The sequence below is a fragment of the Hydrotalea sandarakina genome, from assembly GCF_003254115.1.
Classification (GTDB): Bacteria; Bacteroidota; Bacteroidia; order Chitinophagales; family Chitinophagaceae; genus Hydrotalea; species Hydrotalea sandarakina.
This window is the reverse complement of record NZ_QKZV01000001.1, coordinates 365846-383861: the sequence shown is the minus strand read 5'-3', so window position 1 is coordinate 383861 and position 18016 is coordinate 365846. Positions and strand designations below refer to the sequence as shown.

At 34.5% G+C, this 18016-nt stretch carries 18 protein-coding genes; 8 read left to right on the top strand and 10 right to left on the bottom strand.

Annotated elements, in window-relative coordinates:
* Window positions 1-61: 61 nt before the first annotated feature.
* From LX80_RS01705 to nhaA, 3 genes are all read left to right on the top strand, one after another.
* The gene (locus LX80_RS01705; protein ID WP_111293296.1) at window positions 62-385 is read left to right on the top strand and encodes a Dabb family protein; all 324 of its coding nucleotides are present in this window, start codon (window positions 62-64) and stop codon (window positions 383-385) included.
* Between the two features lie 75 nt (window positions 386-460).
* Entirely contained in the window at window positions 461-1183 is a 723-nt protein-coding gene (locus tag LX80_RS01700) for a ThuA domain-containing protein (RefSeq protein WP_111293295.1), read from the top strand.
* A 98-nt stretch (window positions 1184-1281) separates the two neighbouring features.
* The gene (gene nhaA / locus LX80_RS01695; protein WP_211307672.1) at window positions 1282-2490 is read left to right on the top strand and encodes a Na+/H+ antiporter NhaA; all 1209 of its coding nucleotides are present in this window, start codon (window positions 1282-1284) and stop codon (window positions 2488-2490) included.
* Between the two features lie 37 nt (window positions 2491-2527).
* Here the strand turns inward: nhaA and hisB are convergent, their stop codons facing one another.
* The 6 genes from hisB to hisG form a co-directional block, all read right to left on the bottom strand.
* Window positions 2528-3667 (bottom strand): bifunctional histidinol-phosphatase/imidazoleglycerol-phosphate dehydratase HisB, encoded by a 1140-nt coding sequence (gene hisB, locus LX80_RS01690; protein ID WP_111293294.1) that lies wholly within the window; start codon window positions 3665-3667, stop codon window positions 2528-2530.
* A gap of 21 nt (window positions 3668-3688) precedes the next feature.
* Window positions 3689-4111 (bottom strand): c-type cytochrome, encoded by a 423-nt coding sequence (locus tag LX80_RS01685; RefSeq protein WP_111293293.1) that lies wholly within the window; start codon window positions 4109-4111, stop codon window positions 3689-3691.
* Window positions 4112-4153: 42 nt separating this feature from the next.
* A complete protein-coding gene (locus tag LX80_RS01680) occupies window positions 4154-5452 on the bottom strand; it encodes a PQQ-dependent sugar dehydrogenase (RefSeq protein WP_111293292.1) in 1299 nt (432 codons plus the stop codon).
* 116 nt (window positions 5453-5568) lie between these two features.
* Complete coding sequence (hisC, locus tag LX80_RS01675; RefSeq protein ID WP_111293291.1) at window positions 5569-6618, bottom strand: histidinol-phosphate transaminase; 1050 nt, start codon at window positions 6616-6618, stop codon at window positions 5569-5571.
* A gap of 10 nt (window positions 6619-6628) precedes the next feature.
* Window positions 6629-7912 carry a histidinol dehydrogenase gene (gene hisD, locus LX80_RS01670; protein WP_111293290.1) on the bottom strand — a complete coding sequence of 428 codons (1284 nt, stop codon included), beginning with the start codon at window positions 7910-7912 and terminating at the stop codon, window positions 6629-6631.
* 11 nt (window positions 7913-7923) lie between these two features.
* On the bottom strand, window positions 7924-8787 hold the full coding sequence (gene hisG, locus LX80_RS01665; RefSeq protein ID WP_111293542.1) for an ATP phosphoribosyltransferase: 864 nt from the start codon (window positions 8785-8787) through the stop codon (window positions 7924-7926).
* A 320-nt stretch (window positions 8788-9107) separates the two neighbouring features.
* Between hisG and LX80_RS01660 the strand changes: the two genes are divergently transcribed.
* A complete protein-coding gene (locus LX80_RS01660; RefSeq protein WP_111293289.1) occupies window positions 9108-9578 on the top strand; it encodes a Dps family protein in 471 nt (156 codons plus the stop codon).
* A gap of 44 nt (window positions 9579-9622) precedes the next feature.
* Here the strand turns inward: LX80_RS01660 and LX80_RS01655 are convergent, their stop codons facing one another.
* From LX80_RS01655 to LX80_RS01645, 3 genes are all read right to left on the bottom strand, one after another.
* Window positions 9623-10084 carry a hypothetical protein gene (locus LX80_RS01655; RefSeq protein WP_111293288.1) on the bottom strand — a complete coding sequence of 154 codons (462 nt, stop codon included), beginning with the start codon at window positions 10082-10084 and terminating at the stop codon, window positions 9623-9625.
* 90 nt (window positions 10085-10174) lie between these two features.
* Entirely contained in the window at window positions 10175-11416 is a 1242-nt protein-coding gene (locus LX80_RS01650; protein ID WP_111293541.1) for a peroxiredoxin family protein, read from the bottom strand.
* 7 nt (window positions 11417-11423) lie between these two features.
* On the bottom strand, window positions 11424-12788 hold the full coding sequence (locus tag LX80_RS01645) for a glycoside hydrolase family 1 protein (protein ID WP_211307671.1): 1365 nt from the start codon (window positions 12786-12788) through the stop codon (window positions 11424-11426).
* Window positions 12789-12903: 115 nt separating this feature from the next.
* Here LX80_RS01645 and LX80_RS01640 point away from each other — a divergent pair, with 115 nt between their 5' ends.
* Genes LX80_RS01640 through LX80_RS01625 form a run of 4 tightly spaced genes read left to right on the top strand, consistent with a single transcriptional unit; the run spans window position 12904 to window position 17527 of the window.
* Window positions 12904-13548, top strand: coding sequence for a TetR/AcrR family transcriptional regulator (locus LX80_RS01640; RefSeq protein WP_111293287.1), 645 nt, complete (start codon window positions 12904-12906; stop codon window positions 13546-13548).
* 14 nt (window positions 13549-13562) lie between these two features.
* Complete coding sequence (locus LX80_RS01635) at window positions 13563-14612, top strand: HlyD family secretion protein (protein WP_111293286.1); 1050 nt, start codon at window positions 13563-13565, stop codon at window positions 14610-14612.
* A 10-nt stretch (window positions 14613-14622) separates the two neighbouring features.
* Complete coding sequence (locus LX80_RS01630; RefSeq protein WP_111293285.1) at window positions 14623-16209, top strand: DHA2 family efflux MFS transporter permease subunit; 1587 nt, start codon at window positions 14623-14625, stop codon at window positions 16207-16209.
* Window positions 16210-16243: 34 nt separating this feature from the next.
* Window positions 16244-17527 carry a TolC family protein gene (locus LX80_RS01625; protein ID WP_111293284.1) on the top strand — a complete coding sequence of 428 codons (1284 nt, stop codon included), beginning with the start codon at window positions 16244-16246 and terminating at the stop codon, window positions 17525-17527.
* 58 nt (window positions 17528-17585) lie between these two features.
* Here LX80_RS01625 and LX80_RS01620 read toward each other — a convergent pair whose 3' ends face one another.
* Entirely contained in the window at window positions 17586-17969 is a 384-nt protein-coding gene (locus tag LX80_RS01620) for an SET domain-containing protein (RefSeq protein WP_111293283.1), read from the bottom strand.
* Window positions 17970-18016 lie beyond the last annotated feature (47 nt).

Genomic DNA, 18016 nt, shown 5'->3' with positions numbered 1-18016 from the left:
TAACTTAAACTATTAACTTAATGCTTTATTTTTTGTACATCTATTTTATAAACTTTAAAGCATGATTCCGGAAAATTACTTTATTCATCACGTTTATTTTTGGCTAAAAGAGCCCAATAATCAACAGGCACATGCAGCATTGCATGAAGGTTTACAAGCTTTAAGCAAGGTTCCTCAAATAAAAAGTTTTCATATTGGTGTGCCGGCATCAACCAATAGAAATGTTATTGAAAGAAGTTACCATTTTTCATGGCTGGCTATTTTTGAAAATTTAACCGACGAAGAAATATACCAAACCCACCCTATTCATTTACGTTTTATTGAAACCTGCGGCCATTTATGGGAGAAAGTGGTGGTTTTTGATTCTGTATCGCCATCCAAATAAAATAACTTATTTCATTACAACAAGCATAAAACGATTATTGCTTTTTATTTCAAATTATAACTAACAAATCGCCTTATGAAAATATTATCAACAGCTGCTTCAATTTTGTTAGTGGTATTATTAGTTTCATTTAACAAAAAAGAAGATAAGGTTTTAGTATTCAGCAAAACTGCCGGTTACCACCACGAATCAATTGCTGCCGGTATAAAAGCAATTGAAAAGCTTGGGAAAGAAAACCATTTTATGGTGGATACTTCTACTAACAGCAATATTTTTACCGATGCAAATTTAAAGCAGTACAAAGCAGTTATTTTTTTAAGTACCACCGGAACAATTTTAAATGATGCACAAAAAGCAGCATTTGAGAAATATATACACAACGGAGGGGGATTTGTGGGCATACATGCTGCTACGGATACAGAATATGATTGGCCATGGTATAACCGAATGATTGGTGCTTATTTTAAAAGCCATCCGGAACAACAGAATGCCAATCTGCATGTAGTTGATAAACATTTTATTGCTACCAAAAATTTACCTGAAACTTGGACGCGTTGGGATGAATGGTACAATTTTAAAAATACACATTGGGACAGTGTTCATGTATTACTAACTATTGATGAAAAATCATACCATGGTGGTGAAAACGGTGATTATCATCCCATGAGTTGGTATCATTCATTTGAAGGTGGTAGAGTTTTTTACACAGCATTAGGTCATACAGACGCATCATATAGTGATCCATTATTTTTAGGACACTTGTTAGGTGGCATTCTTTACGCCATGCACAAAAACTAATAATTTTTTTTAAACTATATTGCAGTTTATAAACCTGTAACGGTCATTGCCATTTCTGCAGGGATACTATTTGTTCATGCTGCAATAATAGTTTGTATATGAGTACGCTTAAGAATAATAAAACACAAAAATGGTTTTATCCTTTGTTGGCATTTATGCACGATAGCCGTTCTATCGGTATAATACTATTAGCATGTACAGCATTATCCCTTATTATCAGTAATATTCCTGCCATAGGTGAAGCATACACGCATTTATGGCATTATCATTTTAATGGAAATGAAGCACATAGTTTCAATGTAATTGGATTGCATTTACCCAATTCGCCTCTCGTTATCATCAATGATTTTTTGATGGCATTTTTTTTCTTTTTAGCCGGAATGGAAATTAAACGAGAAGTGGTTCAAGGAGAATTAAACACTATTAAAAAGGCGTTACTTCCTTCACTAGGTGCTGTTGGTGGCATGCTTGTACCGGCAATATTGTTTATTCAATTCAATCGCGATTCACCATTTATGAGTGGATGGGCTATTCCCACTGCGACAGACATTGCATTTTCTTTAGGCATTGCTTCACTGCTGGGAAATAAAGTATCGGTTAATCTAAAAATTTTTTTAACGGCTTTAGCTATTATTGATGATTTAGGTGCCATTATTGTAATTGCATTATTTTATGGCGAAAAACTGCATTTCGTCTATTTATTAGGTTGTGCCATTGTAATTGTATTATTATGGTGGCTGCAAAAAATGCATAAAAAATTTGGATGGATGCAGATTATTTTAAGTGTACTACTTTGGTATTTTATGTTTAATTCCGGCATACATGCCACCGTAGCCGGAGTAATTTTTGCTTTTTTTATTCCATTAAAAGACATTGTAAATTTTGAAGTTAAACTGCATTTACCGGTTTACTTCATCATTATTCCCATTTTTGCTTTGGCCAATACAGCCATTGTTTTACCACAAAATTTTGCCGAAGCTTTAGATACATCACTTAGCTGGGGCATTATTGCAGGGTTAGTAATTGGTAAACCGTTGGGTATTTGCGGTATGGCTTATTTAATGGTGAAAAGAGGTTGGGCAGTACTGCCTGCAAAAGTAAACTGGCATCATATGATTGGAGCCGGCATGTTGGCAGGTATAGGTTTTACCATGAGTATTTTTATTGCTACACTTGCCTTTAAAAGTGAAAATGAACAAGACATTGCTAAAATTTCAGTATTAATTGCTACAATAATTGCTATGACCTTAGGCTATTTCTGGTTAAAAATTAATAGTAAGCCGGTTATTATTAAAAAAGCAAAATAAACAGCATTTGCATTAAATAATTTTCGTTTACATTTTTTTATAAAACACCTTTGGTACTCGGCAAATAATTATTGAAGGGATCACGCTTAACAGCCATTTTCATTGCTTTTGCAAATGCCTTGAAAATAGCTTCAATTTTGTGGTGTTCGTTAGTGCCTTTACAAGCTATGTTTAAGTTGCATTTAGCAGCATCGGAAAAGGATTTGAAGAAATGAAAGAACATTTCTGTGGGCATATCACCAATTTTTTCTCTTTTAAATTCAGCATCCCAAACCAGCCAACTTCTTCCGCCAAAATCAATCAGCACCTTTGCTTCTGCTTCATCCATGGGCAAGGCAAAACCATAACGTTCCATACCCCTTTTATCATGCAATGCTAGGGCAAATGCTTCACCCAATGCTATGCCTGTGTCTTCAATGGTGTGGTGTTCATCAATATGTAAATCACCTTTTGTGGAAATACTTATGTCCATTTTACCATGCCGGGCAATTTGTTCCAACATATGGTCAAAAAAACCTAAACCGGTGTGAATATGAGCAACGCCACTACCATCAACATTTAACTCAATTTCAATATTCGTTTCATTGGTTTTACGAATATGTTTTACGCTACGGTTAGAAAGTTTTAAAAAACTATAAATATCACGCCATTCTAAAGTTTTTAAAGCTATTGTTGGGATTAAAACATTCATTTCATCGGATATTTCTGCACTTCCAAGTGATTCATCACTGTTAAGCCAAATTGCTTTGCAGCCTAAATTTTTTGCAAGTTGTACATCGGTAATTCTATCGCCAATTACGAAAGAATTAGCCATGTCATATACTTCATTATTCATGTATTTTTGAAGCATGCCGGTACCGGGCTTACGTGTTGGCAAATGTTGTTCAGGAAAACTTTTATCTATACACACTTCATTAAAAACAATTCCTTCTTGCTTTAAGCAATCCATGATAAAATTTTGTACCGGCCAAAAAGTTTCTTCAGGAAATGAACTTGTACCTAATCCATCTTGATTGGTAACCATTACTAATTCATAATCTAATTCTGCAGCAATTAATCCCAAGTATCTAAAAACCTGCGGATAGAATTGTAATTTCTCAAAACTGTCTATTTGATAAGTAGGTGGTACTTCATTAATGATGGTTCCGTCTCTATCGATGAATAAAACTTTTTTCATGTATAAGGATAAGTCTTTAATTTATTGTTTTTTTAAACGAGCTTGCTTTACTTCAGTTGGGGTAACGGCACTGGCTTTGTTGCCAAAACTGTTTCTAACATAGGTTAATACATCCGCAATTTGCTGATCGGTTAAATCATTGTGTGGTGCCATATTATTTGAATAATAATCACCGTCAATTGGTACCCGTTCATTCATTCCGTGCAAAACAATACCAATTAATTTTGTTTTATCACCTAAAACGTATGAAGTTTGAATTAAGGGTGGATTCATATTGGGTACACCACCACCGTCGGCCATGTGGCAAGGCAAACAAACTTTTGTATAAACTTTTTCTCCTCTTTTAACGGATGCTTTTACATCATTAATTTGAGCGGGAGTGAAAGCAGTTATGGCTACTGCTACAATTGCAATAGCCATAACAAAAAAAAGATACTTTATCATACTGAGTATATTCGAGTTAAATAAGTTTTTATGGAAGGACAATTATTTTCCTGTATAAATAATTCTGTAAATAGCCCCTTTGTTATCATCAGTTACATATAATGAGCCATCCGGGCCTTGTGCCAAACCACAGGGACGGTGTGCATTTCTGGCTGATGTAATGGGTGGTTTTCCGGCAAAACCATTGGCAAAAACTTCCCATTCGCCGGTAGGTTTTCCATCTTTAAAAGGAACAAATACTACGTAGTAACCTTCTTGAGGTAAGGGAGCACGATTCCAACTTCCATGAAAGGCAATAAATGCACCATGTTTATATTTTTCCGGAAACATATTTCCGGTGTAAAATAATAAACCATCAGGAGCCAAATGACCCGGAAATGCCATAATGGGATTGATAGCATCTTCACCGGCAGTTTTCTTTCCATCACCACCATATTCCGGTGCCAATATTTTCTTGTGTTGAATTTGATCGTAATAAATATATGGCCAACCGGCATTATCACCTTTATGAATTTCATACATACATTCAGCTGGCAATTCTGCACTTTGCTGAACAGTAAATAATTTAGGCCAATTATCGTGTAACTGATCGCGTCCATGTTGCATTACAAATAATGAATTGGTTTGTGTGTTCCAATCTAAACCTACAACATTTCTCAAACCGGTAGCATAACGAACTCCATCACCATAAGTTTGATGCATTTGATTGGCTTTAAATTGCCAAATACCTCCGGCAGAATCTAATATTGGACATGGTTTCATACCCGGACTTCCCGGTACCCTATCTTGTACCTGGCATGCATTGGAATAAGCACCTATGTTTACATATATATTCCCGTTGTTGTCTAATGTAATTGATTTTGATTCATGTTCCCGCCTATTCAATAATCCATGAATAATTTCATCAGGATCGTTCGGGTTGGTTACTTCATGTTGATTATTCAACTTATAACGATATACATTTTCATCGGATGAAGCATATAAGTATCCATCTTTTAAAGCAATGCCGGTACCGCCATAATTACCAAAACCAATAGCATCATCTATTTTACCGTCACCATTTTTATCTTTTAATAAATAAATGCCATTCCCATTAAATGGTTGCGCTAATTTAACGTATAAATATCCTTCAGGTGTAACCGCAATATGCCTTGGTTTACCATAAGCACTGGTAACAATTAAAGCACCAAAACCTTTAGGCAAAATTAAACCGGCATTATCCGCATCGGGCTGTATTGAACCGGAACGAACAATAACAGAATCAGTAGAATGAATTGTATTGGCATTGGCCATTTGATAAAGGCACAATACCGAAATAAAAACAATCAATTTCTTTTTCATACAAGTATTATTTGTGGTACAGGAATGTATATGCAGTAATGCAACAACTGTAAAAAAAATTTGTTTGACCGGTTAAAGATAATTAAAGATTGTATGTAACACTTCAATAATTGACATTACTCAATTGCGGCCAGGGCATCAACCAACAATGTATTTTCCTGTTCCGTGCCAATGGTAATACGTAAACATTCATTACAAAGTATAACATTACTCCTATCACGTACCACAATGCCTTTTGTTAATAAATAATTATAAACCGATTGTGCATTTTTTACTTTCACTAATAAAAAGTTCGCATCAGATGGATACACTTTTTCAACCACAGGTATTTGCATAAAAACTTTAGCTAAAGCCTCACGCATGGCCACAATTTCTTTAATCATATCATTAACCATGCCTACCTCTTGTAATGCATCTGTTACTATTTCTTGTGTAAGTTGATTAATGTTATAAGGTGGTTTTACCTTATCCATTATTGCAATAATGGGCTGCTGTGCAAATGCCATTCCCAAACGCAAACCGGCAAGTCCCCAAGCTTTACTGAATGTTTGAAGTATTACCAAGTTGGGATATTCAGCTAATTCTTGAATAAATGATTTTTGACGAGAAAAATTTATGTATGCCTCATCAATTACTACAATGCCATTAAAATTATTTAAAACTGTTTCTATATCGGTTCTATTTAAAGAATTGCCCGAAGGATTATTAGGTGAGCAAAGCCAAATTATTTTTGTATTGCTGTCTACTAATTTTTCAATTGCTACAATATCAAGTTGAAAATTGGGTGTCAAGGGGGCCTTTCTTACGGCAACATCATTAATAGCTGCTGAAACTTCATACATGCCATAAGTTGGTGGGCAAACAATAACATTATCAACTCCGGGTTCACAAAAAGTGCGGAATAATATATCAATACATTCATCACTGCCGTTTCCTAAGAAAATTTGATCTGCCGGAACGTTTTTTACAGCACTAATGGCAGCTTTTAATTTTTTTTGATGAGGATCAGGATAACGGTTATACCATTTAATGGTTGGTGAACCCAAACTATTTTCATTCGCATCTAAAAAAACGGAGGCTTCTCCACTAAACTCATCTCTTGCAGACGAATAAGGTTTTAATGCAGCAATATTTTTTCGTATTAATGATTGAAGAGAAAATGACATATTAAGTTGTTTAAATTGTTTGATTTAATCTTATCTGAACTGCATTTTTATGTGCTTCTAATCCTTCGGCAATTGCCATTTGCATAACAGCGGGGCCAACTTGTTGCAAGCCTTGTTGTGAAAGTTGTTGAAAAGTAATTTTTTTCACAAATGAATCCACACTAACGCCACTATATGCTTTAGCAAAGCCATTAGTAGGTAATGTATGATTTGTACCGCTGGCATAATCACCCACACTTTCAGGTGAATAATTGCCTAAGAATACAGAACCGGCATTGGTAATTTTTTCTGCAATTGCTTCAGCATGTTCACATTGAATAATTAAGTGTTCTGCGGCATAAGTATTCACTAAAGCAATAGCATCTTCTAAATCATCCATAATAATAAACTTACTGTTTTGCAAGGCTTTTTCTGCAATTACCTTCCGTGGTAAATTGTTTAGTTGTTGTTCAATAGCCTTTATTACTTTTTCCGCTATTATCATTTGGTTGGTTACTAAAACAACCTGGCTGTCGGGGCCATGTTCAGCTTGTGAAAGTAAGTCTGCAGCGATAAAATCGGGATTTGCACTTTCATCGGCCAATACACAAACTTCGCTTGGTCCTGCCGGCATATCAATGGCTACCCCTTGTTGTTGAATGAATTGTTTGGCAGCTGTTACATATTGATTTCCAGGTCCGAAAATTTTATATACCTGAGGTACGGAAGCTGTACCATAGGCCATTGCTGCAATAGCCTGTACTCCCCCAATAGCAAATACTTTTTCAATGCCCAAAACAGATGCAGTGTATAAAATAACTTCACTAACGGTTCCATCTTTACGTGGCGGAGTACAAACAATCAGTTCTTTACATCCGGCAATTTTAGCAGGTATTGCCAACATAATTAAAGTAGAAAATAATGGTGCTGTTCCGCCCGGAATATATAAACCCACTTTTTCTATTGGTACAGATTTTCGCCAACATACTACTCCCGGCATTGTTTCAACTTTTTCAATAGCCTGCACTTGTTTTTGATGAAAAAGACGAATATTTTGAATGGCGATATCAATGGCATTTTTTAAAGCTGCATCTACTTTCTCGCCGGCCTTTTTAATTACTTCCGGTGCAACTTGTAACTGCTTGAGTTCAATGTGGTCAATGCTTTTTGTAAAAGCCTTTACTGCTTCATCACCCTCAGTTTGTACACTTTTTAATATGTGCAAAACAGTGTTTTGTAAGGTATCGTTATTAATGGCCGGTCTTTGCAGTATTTGCTGCCAATCGTTGATAGATGGATTATTAAAAATTTGCATGATAATAGTTTTTAAACAATCATTTTTTCAATAGGTACTACTAAAATTCCCTGCGCACCGGCATTTTTTAGTTGCTCAATTATTTCCCAGAATTGATTTTCACTTAGAACGCTATGAACACTGCTCCACCCCGGTTGTGCTAAAGGTAGAACTGTAGGACTTTTCATACCCGGTAACAGCGCTATTATTTCTGAAAGTTTATCGTTAGGCGCATTTAATAACACATATTTATTATTCTTCGCCTTTTTTACCGCCTGAATACGAAAAACCAACTTTTCCAGTAATTGTTGTTTTTCTGCAGACAATTGTTGGTGTTGAATTAAAACAGCTTGCGATTTCAATATTACTTCTGCCTCAGTTAAACCATTCATAAACAAAGTAGAACCGCTACTCACCAAATCGCATATAGCATCGGCTAAACCAATACCGGGTGCAATTTCAACACTACCGCTAATTTCATGTATTTCAGCTTTTATGTTTTTTTGTTGCAAATATTGTTGCAGTATTACCGGATAACTTGTTGCAATTTTTTTACCTTGTAAGTATTCAGGGCCATTATATGATTCTCCCTTTTTTACTGCAATAGAAAGACGACACTTTCCAAAGCCCAACTGTTCAACTACTTTTAATTTTTTATTTTTTTCATACACCACATTTTCACCCACAAAACCAATATCTGCTACGGCATCTTCAACATATTGCGGAATATCATCATCACGTAAAAAAAACACTTCTAATGGGAAATTACTGGCCTCTGTTTTTAACTGGTTTATACCATTTGAAATATCAATACCACATTCTTTTAAAAGTTTAATGGAATCATCATGCAGGCGACCACTCTTTTGTATTGCCAATTTCAACTTTTCAGTTTGCATTTTACTTTTTTTGTTATGGTTATAAAATAAAAAAAGCCTACCGAGGTAAGCTTTTAATGTTATGTTGATACACATAGCAACATCAATCGCTTACCGCGAGGGCATTGAATGATGATGGATATGTGAATGTGTCAATTTCATTTTAAAAATTATTGCGCAAATGTAAGGCTATATTTATAATCAATAAAAAAATTTTTTCGCTTTCTTTTTCATCACACTAAAGCATGAATATGAGCTAATATTTAAAAATTATAGCAGTTTAATAACAAGCTTTTCAAATTGAATAAATTAAATTTGTAATGAATTAAAAATGTCATTTTATGAAAGCAAATATTGGAATTAATGAACAGCATGCTCAATTGGCTGCCAAAAGAATGAATCAAATTTTAGCAGACGAATATGTTTTGTACACAAAAGTTCGTAACTGCCATTGGAACATTGAAGGCAGCAATTTTATGGAAATGCACAAGTTTTATGAAGACATGTACAATGCCATTGATGAAAAAATTGATGAAATTGCAGAACGCGTTAGAATGTTGGGGCATTATGCTGAAGGCCGATTAAAAGATTTTTTATCATTGACCAACTTATTGGAAGAGGAATACAGTAACAATCAAAAACAACAATTAGAAAATTTGTTAAGCGATCATGAAACCTTAATTAGAAATTTACGAAACGATGTAAATACATTTACTAACGAATACAAAGATTTAGGAAATGCCGAGTTTTTAACGGCATTGATGGAACTACATGAAAAATATGCCTGGTTTATACGCAGTTATTTGAAATAGAAATGAATAATTTTTAAGCATGGAATACGTTACATTCCATGCTTTTATTTTTTATGCAAGTGATGCTTCTTATTTTTATGATTTGCACTTTGTGAAACAGGTGCATGATGCGGATGCTTTAACCTTCTGCGCATGAAATTACCTAATACAATAAGCGCAAAAGCAAACAAGGCTAATACGACAATTAAAAAATTAATGCTATTGATTAATGCAATTTGGGCAATGATAAAAATGGCTAAAATAATTCCCATAATTATAACAATAGCCGGGTAATGTTTTATATGTTTTACCGTTAAGATTAATGTAACAATACTTCCTACTCCAATAAAAATTAAATACAACCATCCGGGGGCGGCGTATGAACTAAAGGGTGTTCCTTGCAAATCATCATACATTAAACCTAATGTTCGCCCGCTTGAATCGTTTATCAATTGTACTCCAATATAAAAGGCAACAATGGCTACTATTACTAAAATAAACATTACAAACTGTCTTATAGCTTTCATATGGCAAAGTTTTGGCTAGGAAAAAATATAAAATGCAGTGTGATAGAAATTAATTTCACCACTCCTTAAGCGTAATTTAGTAAATAATGTTTATTCGTTATTGTTTTTTTGTTGTAGCAAATATTGAACGGTTTGATAAAATTCTTCTTGAAATTTTTTATAATGCTCCCCTGCACCAGGGCCGTAAAAACCGGCATCAATTTTAGCAACCTTTCCATCTTTACCAATAAAGATTAGTGTAGGAAACACCTTTATAGCTTGTAATTGCGGAAGTGTTTTTTCCGTTTTTGAACTATCGTTTACTGCAACACCGGTAATTAGAATGGGATACTGTACATTAAAACGTTGCTTAAACTTTTCCAAACTGGCTTTAGAACGATTAAAATCCGTACTTAGTTCATAGGCCAATGCCATTACTTCAACCCCTTTATTTTTGTATTGCTGATAAAATTTGCTTAAAAACTGTGTTTCATCCATGCAGTTAGGGCACCATGAACCCATTATTTGCAGAATAACTACTTTATTTTTAAGGTTTGCATTAGGAAACGAAATGGGTTGATGATTAAGGTTGGGAAACGTAAAATGCAAAGTAGTTTCACCGGGTTTCATGTAGGTAGCAGCAATTGAATCGGGTAATTGTGCATTCTGATTTTTAAAGGCTGAAAATTTTTCTAAACCGGTTGCATCAGAATAAAAAAATCCATTTTTTAATAAAGAATCTTGTTGTACAACTGCTTCAAATAAATAGGCATGTCCACCATCAAAGGTAGATAGCTTTAAAGTGTCGCCATTTACAATTCCACTCAAATATCGATAATCGCCACTGGGGGTTAAAAAAGTGCCCGTTATGGTATTATTGTGTTGCACAAATTCTGCAATAGCAGGACGTGGTGTACCATTGGGACGAATAAAAGTAACTTGCCAACGCCCGGATAAATTAGCAACTGGAGTTTGCGTAACAGCAAATTTTTGAGATTGTACTTTTGCTTCAAATGGTAGTATTACCGGTGCACCGGAAGTACCTTTTTTCCATAAACCTTGCCATTCTGTGGGGCTAACAATTCTAGCTTTGAATTGCGATTCAAATACCGGCATTTGAATAAATACTGAATCATTTTTAAATACAACATTATCTACTAAAAATTTGTCTGCGCCATTTATCAAATACAAAACCGGTTTTTTATTCAACTGAGTTAATTCAAAATTAAATACAATTGCATGCCCATCGGGACGTAATAATTTTACCGTCCATACATTTTGTGCATTACCATAACCAACTATCAAGAAAAAACTTACAAGTAAAAAAAACGATACAAACTTTCTAATTATCATAATTAAATTATATATTTTCATTATGCAAAAAATGTTGCCACCAAATGCCTGATGCTTTCATGGTACGCTGTTGGGTTTTAAAATCAACATGCACCAAACCAAAAGGCGCTTTAAATCCTTCAGCCCATTCAAAATTATCGGTTAAAGTCCATACAAAATAACCATCAATAGGTAAGCCATCTTTTTTAGCATTTAATAAAGCAGAAAGATAACTTTTGAAATAATCAATACGCTTATCATCCATTATGCTGCCATTCACCAACTTGTCTTCAAAGCATGCACCATTTTCGGTTACTATAATTGATTGAATTGTTTTGTATGCAGCAAATTGATGTAAAATTTCATAAAAAGCATTCCCATTTATTTCCCATCCCAAATCCGTACAAGGTACTTTTCTTTTTATGGCTTTAACTTCTACTGCCTGTACATAAGGAATTAGCGATTGATATGCCACGGTAACAGGGAAATAATTTTGTAAGCCAATAAAATCAAAATCAAATTGCATTCGTTCGGTATATTTCCAAGCTTTTGTAAACAAATGCAAACGATCCATTAAAATAAAATTATCTGATGATGGATAACCTAGCCCTAAAGCGGGTTCAATCAACAATCTGTTCAATAAAATATCAATACGCTCTGCGGCTAATTGATCTTCTTTTTTTTCGGAAGCGGGATTGACTTTACTGCAGGAAAAAGTTGTACCAATTTTTGCATCTTTTACTAAAGCGCGAACAATTCGTCCCCCTTCAGCCTGACACAATGCAGCATTATGAACAGCAGCAAAAAATTGCTGAATGCCAGATTTTCCGGGAGCATGTTTGCCCAACATATACCCTAAAGATGTAAAACCTACAGGCTCGTTCAGTATAATCCATTGCTTTACTTTATGTCCATATTCTTGCATGCAAAGTGTAACGTATTTACTAAACCATTTTAACATGGAATGAGAAGTCCACCCACCCTCTTTTTGCAATGCCAAAGGCAAATCCCAATGATACAAAGTAATGCATGGTGTAATGTCTAAAGCTAAACAAGCGTCAATTAACTGATGATAAAAAGCAATGCCACTTTTATTAACAGCCCCGGTACCATTCGGTAAAATACGACTCCAGGAAATTGAGAATCGAAAAACTGTAAATCCCATTTGTTTAACAAGTAACAAATCGGTTTTATAACGATGATAAAAATCACAACATTCTGTTGGCTTAGCATGGCCTTTTATTTTGCCCGAACGTTGTGCAAAATCATCCCAAATAGAAGGCCCACGGCCGTACAAATTAGCTGCACCCTCATTTTGCGCTGCTGCAATAGCAATGCCCCATTGAAAATTTGGTCCGAAATCTTGCTTTCTTAACACCGAGTTTATAGCCATATGAAACCTAAAATTGAGGCTTTAATTTTAATTCCACATTAAATTTTTATAAAAATGAATCAAACGTTTGTTTAAATCAAACACTTGTTTAACTTTGCAGCGTAAATTATTTTCTATGTGTGCAGATAAGTTAGATAAGCGTGAAGTGATTATGGAAACTGCCCTATCCTTGTTTTCCGAAAAAGGCTATGAAGGCACATCCATTCGCGATATAGCACAAAAAGCAGAAGTAAACTTGGCCATGATTAATTATTACTTCGGCTCAAAAGAAAAATTATTTGAGGCTATTGTAGAAGAACGGATTAATAAGTTACAAGTAAAATTTGATGAATTAGAAAACGATAAAACACTGAACGAAATTGAAAAAATTGATTTAATTATTGAATATTATGTAGACCGATTCTTTTCAAATCCCGACTTTCATAAAGTTATGGAACAGGAAATGCTGGTATCGAACAGGCATGAACTACATCAAATTTTAATCGAATCAATCAACAAGAAAATTAATTTCTTTTCAAAAACCATTGAAAAAGGAATACGCAAAAAAATATTCAAAAAAGTAGATGCACCATTGCTATTTGCCACTATTGTTGGTACCATTAATCAGGTACTAAAATCAAAATCGGTTTGTTACTTATTTCTTGTAAAAAATACAGAAAAAGATTTTGATCCTTACATTGATGAACATTTTCGAAAAAGACTTGTTACACACATCCAACAAATTGTTCATTCTTCCTTATTAAATTCTGAAACAAAATAAACCAATTTAAATACATGGAACAGCAAGCAAAAGAACCCAAGAAAAAATCACCTATCAGACTAATCATATTAATTATTGTATTGTTGATAGCCGGGTATTTTATATTCGATAAAATAAAATTTGCACTTACACACGAAACTACCGATGATGCGCAGGTAGAAGGACAAATTACACCGGTATTACCCCGCGTTTCAGGTTACATTAAAAAACTATACATAAGAGATTATGATAGTGTGAAAGCGGGAGCATTGGTTGCAGAAATTGATGATGCCGATTTACAATTGCAATTAAAAGAAATGGAAGCAGCATTGGCGCAAACCAAAATTGATATTGTCAATGCAAAAGCTTCACTAAACAATGCATTGGTATCATTAAAGGTAAACAAAGGCAACATTGATTTAAGTGAAATTCGGTTAAAGAAAGCAGAACAAGATTTAAATAGAGACAAAAACTTATTCGCTGCCGAAGCAATTACCAAAAAGCAATTAGATGATTCTCAATACAATTATGAAACTGCTTTACAACAGTATCAAAACTCACACAGAGATTATAATGCAGCCGACAGCAGAATTGCTGTTTTAAAAGCCGCAGTAGAAAAAGCGGAAGCTTCCATTGCAGTACAACAAGCCAAAATTGATCAGCAAAAATTAAAACTTACTTATACCAAAATTTTTGCGCCCCAATCAGGTAAAATTGGAAAAAGGAATGTCAGTGAAGGTCAATTTGTTCAGGAAGGCACACCTTTATTTTCAATTGTTGATGACAGCAATTATTGGGTGGTAGCTAATTTTAAAGAAAATCAATTACAACATTTACATACCGGTAAGAAAGTAGTAATTGAAATTGATGCCTATCCCAATAAAAAATTCATTGGAACAGTAGCCAATTTAAGCGACGCTACCGGTGCTAAATTTGCATTACTTCCTCCTGATAATGCAAGTGGAAACTTTGTAAAAGTTACTCAACGTGTTCCTGTGAAAATCAATTTTGACAATCTCGATCAAATTAAAGATTTAATGCGTGCAGGACTAAGTGTTTACGTAGTTGCAAATAACAAAGATTAATTAAAAAAACATGGCGACACCAAAAGGATTTGCCCGATTTATTATTGTATTAACCACCGTTACTGCCGCAGTAATGGAGTTGATTGACACCTCAATAGTAAACGTGGCATTAAATGATATGAGTGGAAGTTTGGGCGTTAGTATTGAAGACATTAGTTGGGTAATTACTTCATACGCTATTGCCAATGTTATCATCATTCCATTAACCGGTTTTTTGGCAGAATATTTCGGCCGTAAAAATTATTATTTGGTTTCAATGATCATTTTTACGGTAGCATCATACATGTGCGCCCAATCTACTTCGTTGGTTGAAATAATTGCTTGGCGTTTTGTGCAAGGTATTGGAGGTGGTGCCTTATTATCAACTTCACAAGCAATTTTATTTGATGCATTTGAACCTAAAGACCGACCTATTGCTTCCGGTTTATTCGGTATGGGCATAGTATTGGGGCCAACATTGGGGCCAACTCTGGGTGGATATATTATTGACCATGCTTCTTGGCCATTAATATTTATGATTAATATTCCCATTGGTATTGTTGCCACTATGCTTACTTTTTACTTTATTGAGAAAAAAGAAGGCGAAGGGAAGAAGAAAAAATCCATTCACATTGATTATAACGGCATACTATTGCTGGCAGCAGGTATAGGTTGTTTACAATTTGTATTGGAACGTGGTGAAGCTGATGATTGGTTTAGCAGCGATGCCATTAGAATTTGCTCTGTAATTGCAGTTCTTGGTATTATTGGTTTCATTATTTATGAATTAAGTATTGATGAACCCGCAGTAAATTTACGCGTATTAGGAAACCGCAACTTAGCATTTACAACCATTTTTACTTTCGTTGCAGGATTGGGTTTATTTACTTCCGTATTTGTTTATCCAATTTTAGCACAACGCATTTTAGGATTTACTGCTTACGAAACAGGTATTTCTTTGTTGCCACCTACCCTTATGGCGGTAATAATGTTACCCATTGTTGGTAAAATTATGAGTAAGGGTGTTTCACCAATTCCGTTTGTAGTAGCGGGTTTTTTACTCTTTGCGGCCTATAGTATACTCACCTCTCAAGTTAGTCCTAATGTAGGCAAATGGGATTTCTTCTTACCGCTTTTACTTAGAGCTGTTGGTATATCAATGGTACAATTACCATTAATAAATCAGGCAGTTGCCGGATTACAACCAAAAGATTATGCTGCCGGTATTTCTTTAAACAATATGATACGACAATTAGGCGGGGCATTCGGCATAGCCATGGCAAATAACTATATTTCGCACCAATATGCACAGCACAGAACTGATTTAGTGAGTAATATGCCGGAAGGGTCGCCACTGTTAAATCAGCGTGTGCACACCATAGCCGGTGGATTAATGAGTAAAACCGGTGCCAGTTTGCAAGATGCAACCCATCAGGCTTACGGCTTTATTAATGCATCAGTAGAACGACAATCTTATTATTTAGCCTATTTAGATACATTTCGATTAGTGGCCATATTTTTTATTTTGGTCATTCCACTGGTGGCATTTTTAAGAGTGAAAAAACAAAGTGATGCAGAAAAAGCTGCTATGATGAAGGCGGCCAGTGAAGCACATTAATATTAAAAAAAGCGATAATTAAAATAAATTTAAAATGAAAAAAAATATTTTGCTTGTATTGTTTAGTATGTATGCAGTTTATGGTACTGCACAAGTACAGATCAATAATGAGCTAAAAAATTTAATCAATCAATCGTTTACATACTACCCAAAAGTAAAAGAGGTAAATAATACCATCAGCACCGCACAACAAAAATTAGAATTAACAAAGTTGAATAATATGCCTGAGGTTACAGGTAATGCAAGCTATGCTTACATTCAACCAAAGATTACAATTCCATTAGGCGGTACTGAATTTCAATTTGCACCCGTAAATAGTGTAAATGCCAGTATTAATGCACAATATGCACTAATAGATTTTGGACGTTTAAAAGCAAACATAGAAAAATCAAAAGATGAATTACAAACTGCAACACATAATCTGTCTTACGTTAAGGCACAACTGGCCAATCAAGTTGCAAATATTTATTACAATATTGTTTATCTGAAAAAAGCCATTGCCATTCAAGATAGCGTTTTAAAATTCCTTAACGATAATAAAAAAATTGTTGATGCCAAATTGCAAAATGGCGATGCACTAAAAGTAGATGTTTTAAATATTCAAGCTGCAATTGATAATGAACAAAACAGAAAAGTTGATCTACAGAACGCAATACAAAAACAATTGAACTTATTGAATTACACTACCGGCATAAGTTTAGCCAATGGCACTCAGTTTGATTTTGATTTAACCGCCACGAATAATATTGATGATTTAATTGCCATTGCTCAGGCAACCAACATGGATTTTGTGATTATGAAAGATAAAATTAAAGAAGCTTTAAGCGATGTAAATATTGCCAAATTATCGAACAAACCAATAGTGGGCTTACAAGCTTCAGCCGGCTATAAAAATGGTTATATACCCGATGTAGAAAATCCTCGTTTTAATTATTTGGCTGGCATTGGTATTACCGTTCCTATTTACAATGGTGGTAAAACCAAACAACAAGTAAAACTGGCACAAAACATTGTTAAGCAAAATGAATTAGCACAAGAAACATTGAATAATAATTACAAAAAAGATATACAGCAAGCCTTAACCGATATTAAAAGCAACATGGAAAGAATTCAAAATACACAAGGGCAAATTGATGAAGCAAAATATGCTGAAAGATTGGCTGCGGCTCGCTTCCTAAATGGTACAGGCACTAACTTAGAATTAACCAATGCCAGTACTAATGTTCAACGAGCTGAATTAACCAGATTACAATATCAATATCAGTTATGCTTAGCTAAAATTGAATTAGCCCGTTTAATTGGCTATCAATATTGGTAAACTTTTTTTATAGTTGGGTTTTGGTGAATTACGGGGTTGTATTCTTACAACCCCATTTTTATTTTGCATCAAACCAAATTGGTGTATTATCGGATGGGTTGGCATTATAGTTAATAAAAATTTCCTCACCCTTCTTAATTTTTTTTACAGTCGTAATCGTCATAATGGCATGTTCAAAATCCATGGTGTAATCAGCATTGGCATTATAATCATGATTGTACATAGATAAATACCCTAAACCAATGGCGGCTTTCTTACCTGTTTTACCCCATTCAAATATATAATTATATAGCAATGTTTGTTCTACTATAGCCCTTTCATTTTTGCTAAGTACCAAAACCGGCGAAATTTCTATTACGGTGCCCGCCTTTAGGTTAATGGTTGTAAAAACACCTCTACCACCCTTTGGAGATGGCGCAATTGTTAAACAAGGTAAAATCATAATAATATTTATGTCAAACGAAACGAAGTTAAAGGGAATTAACCATT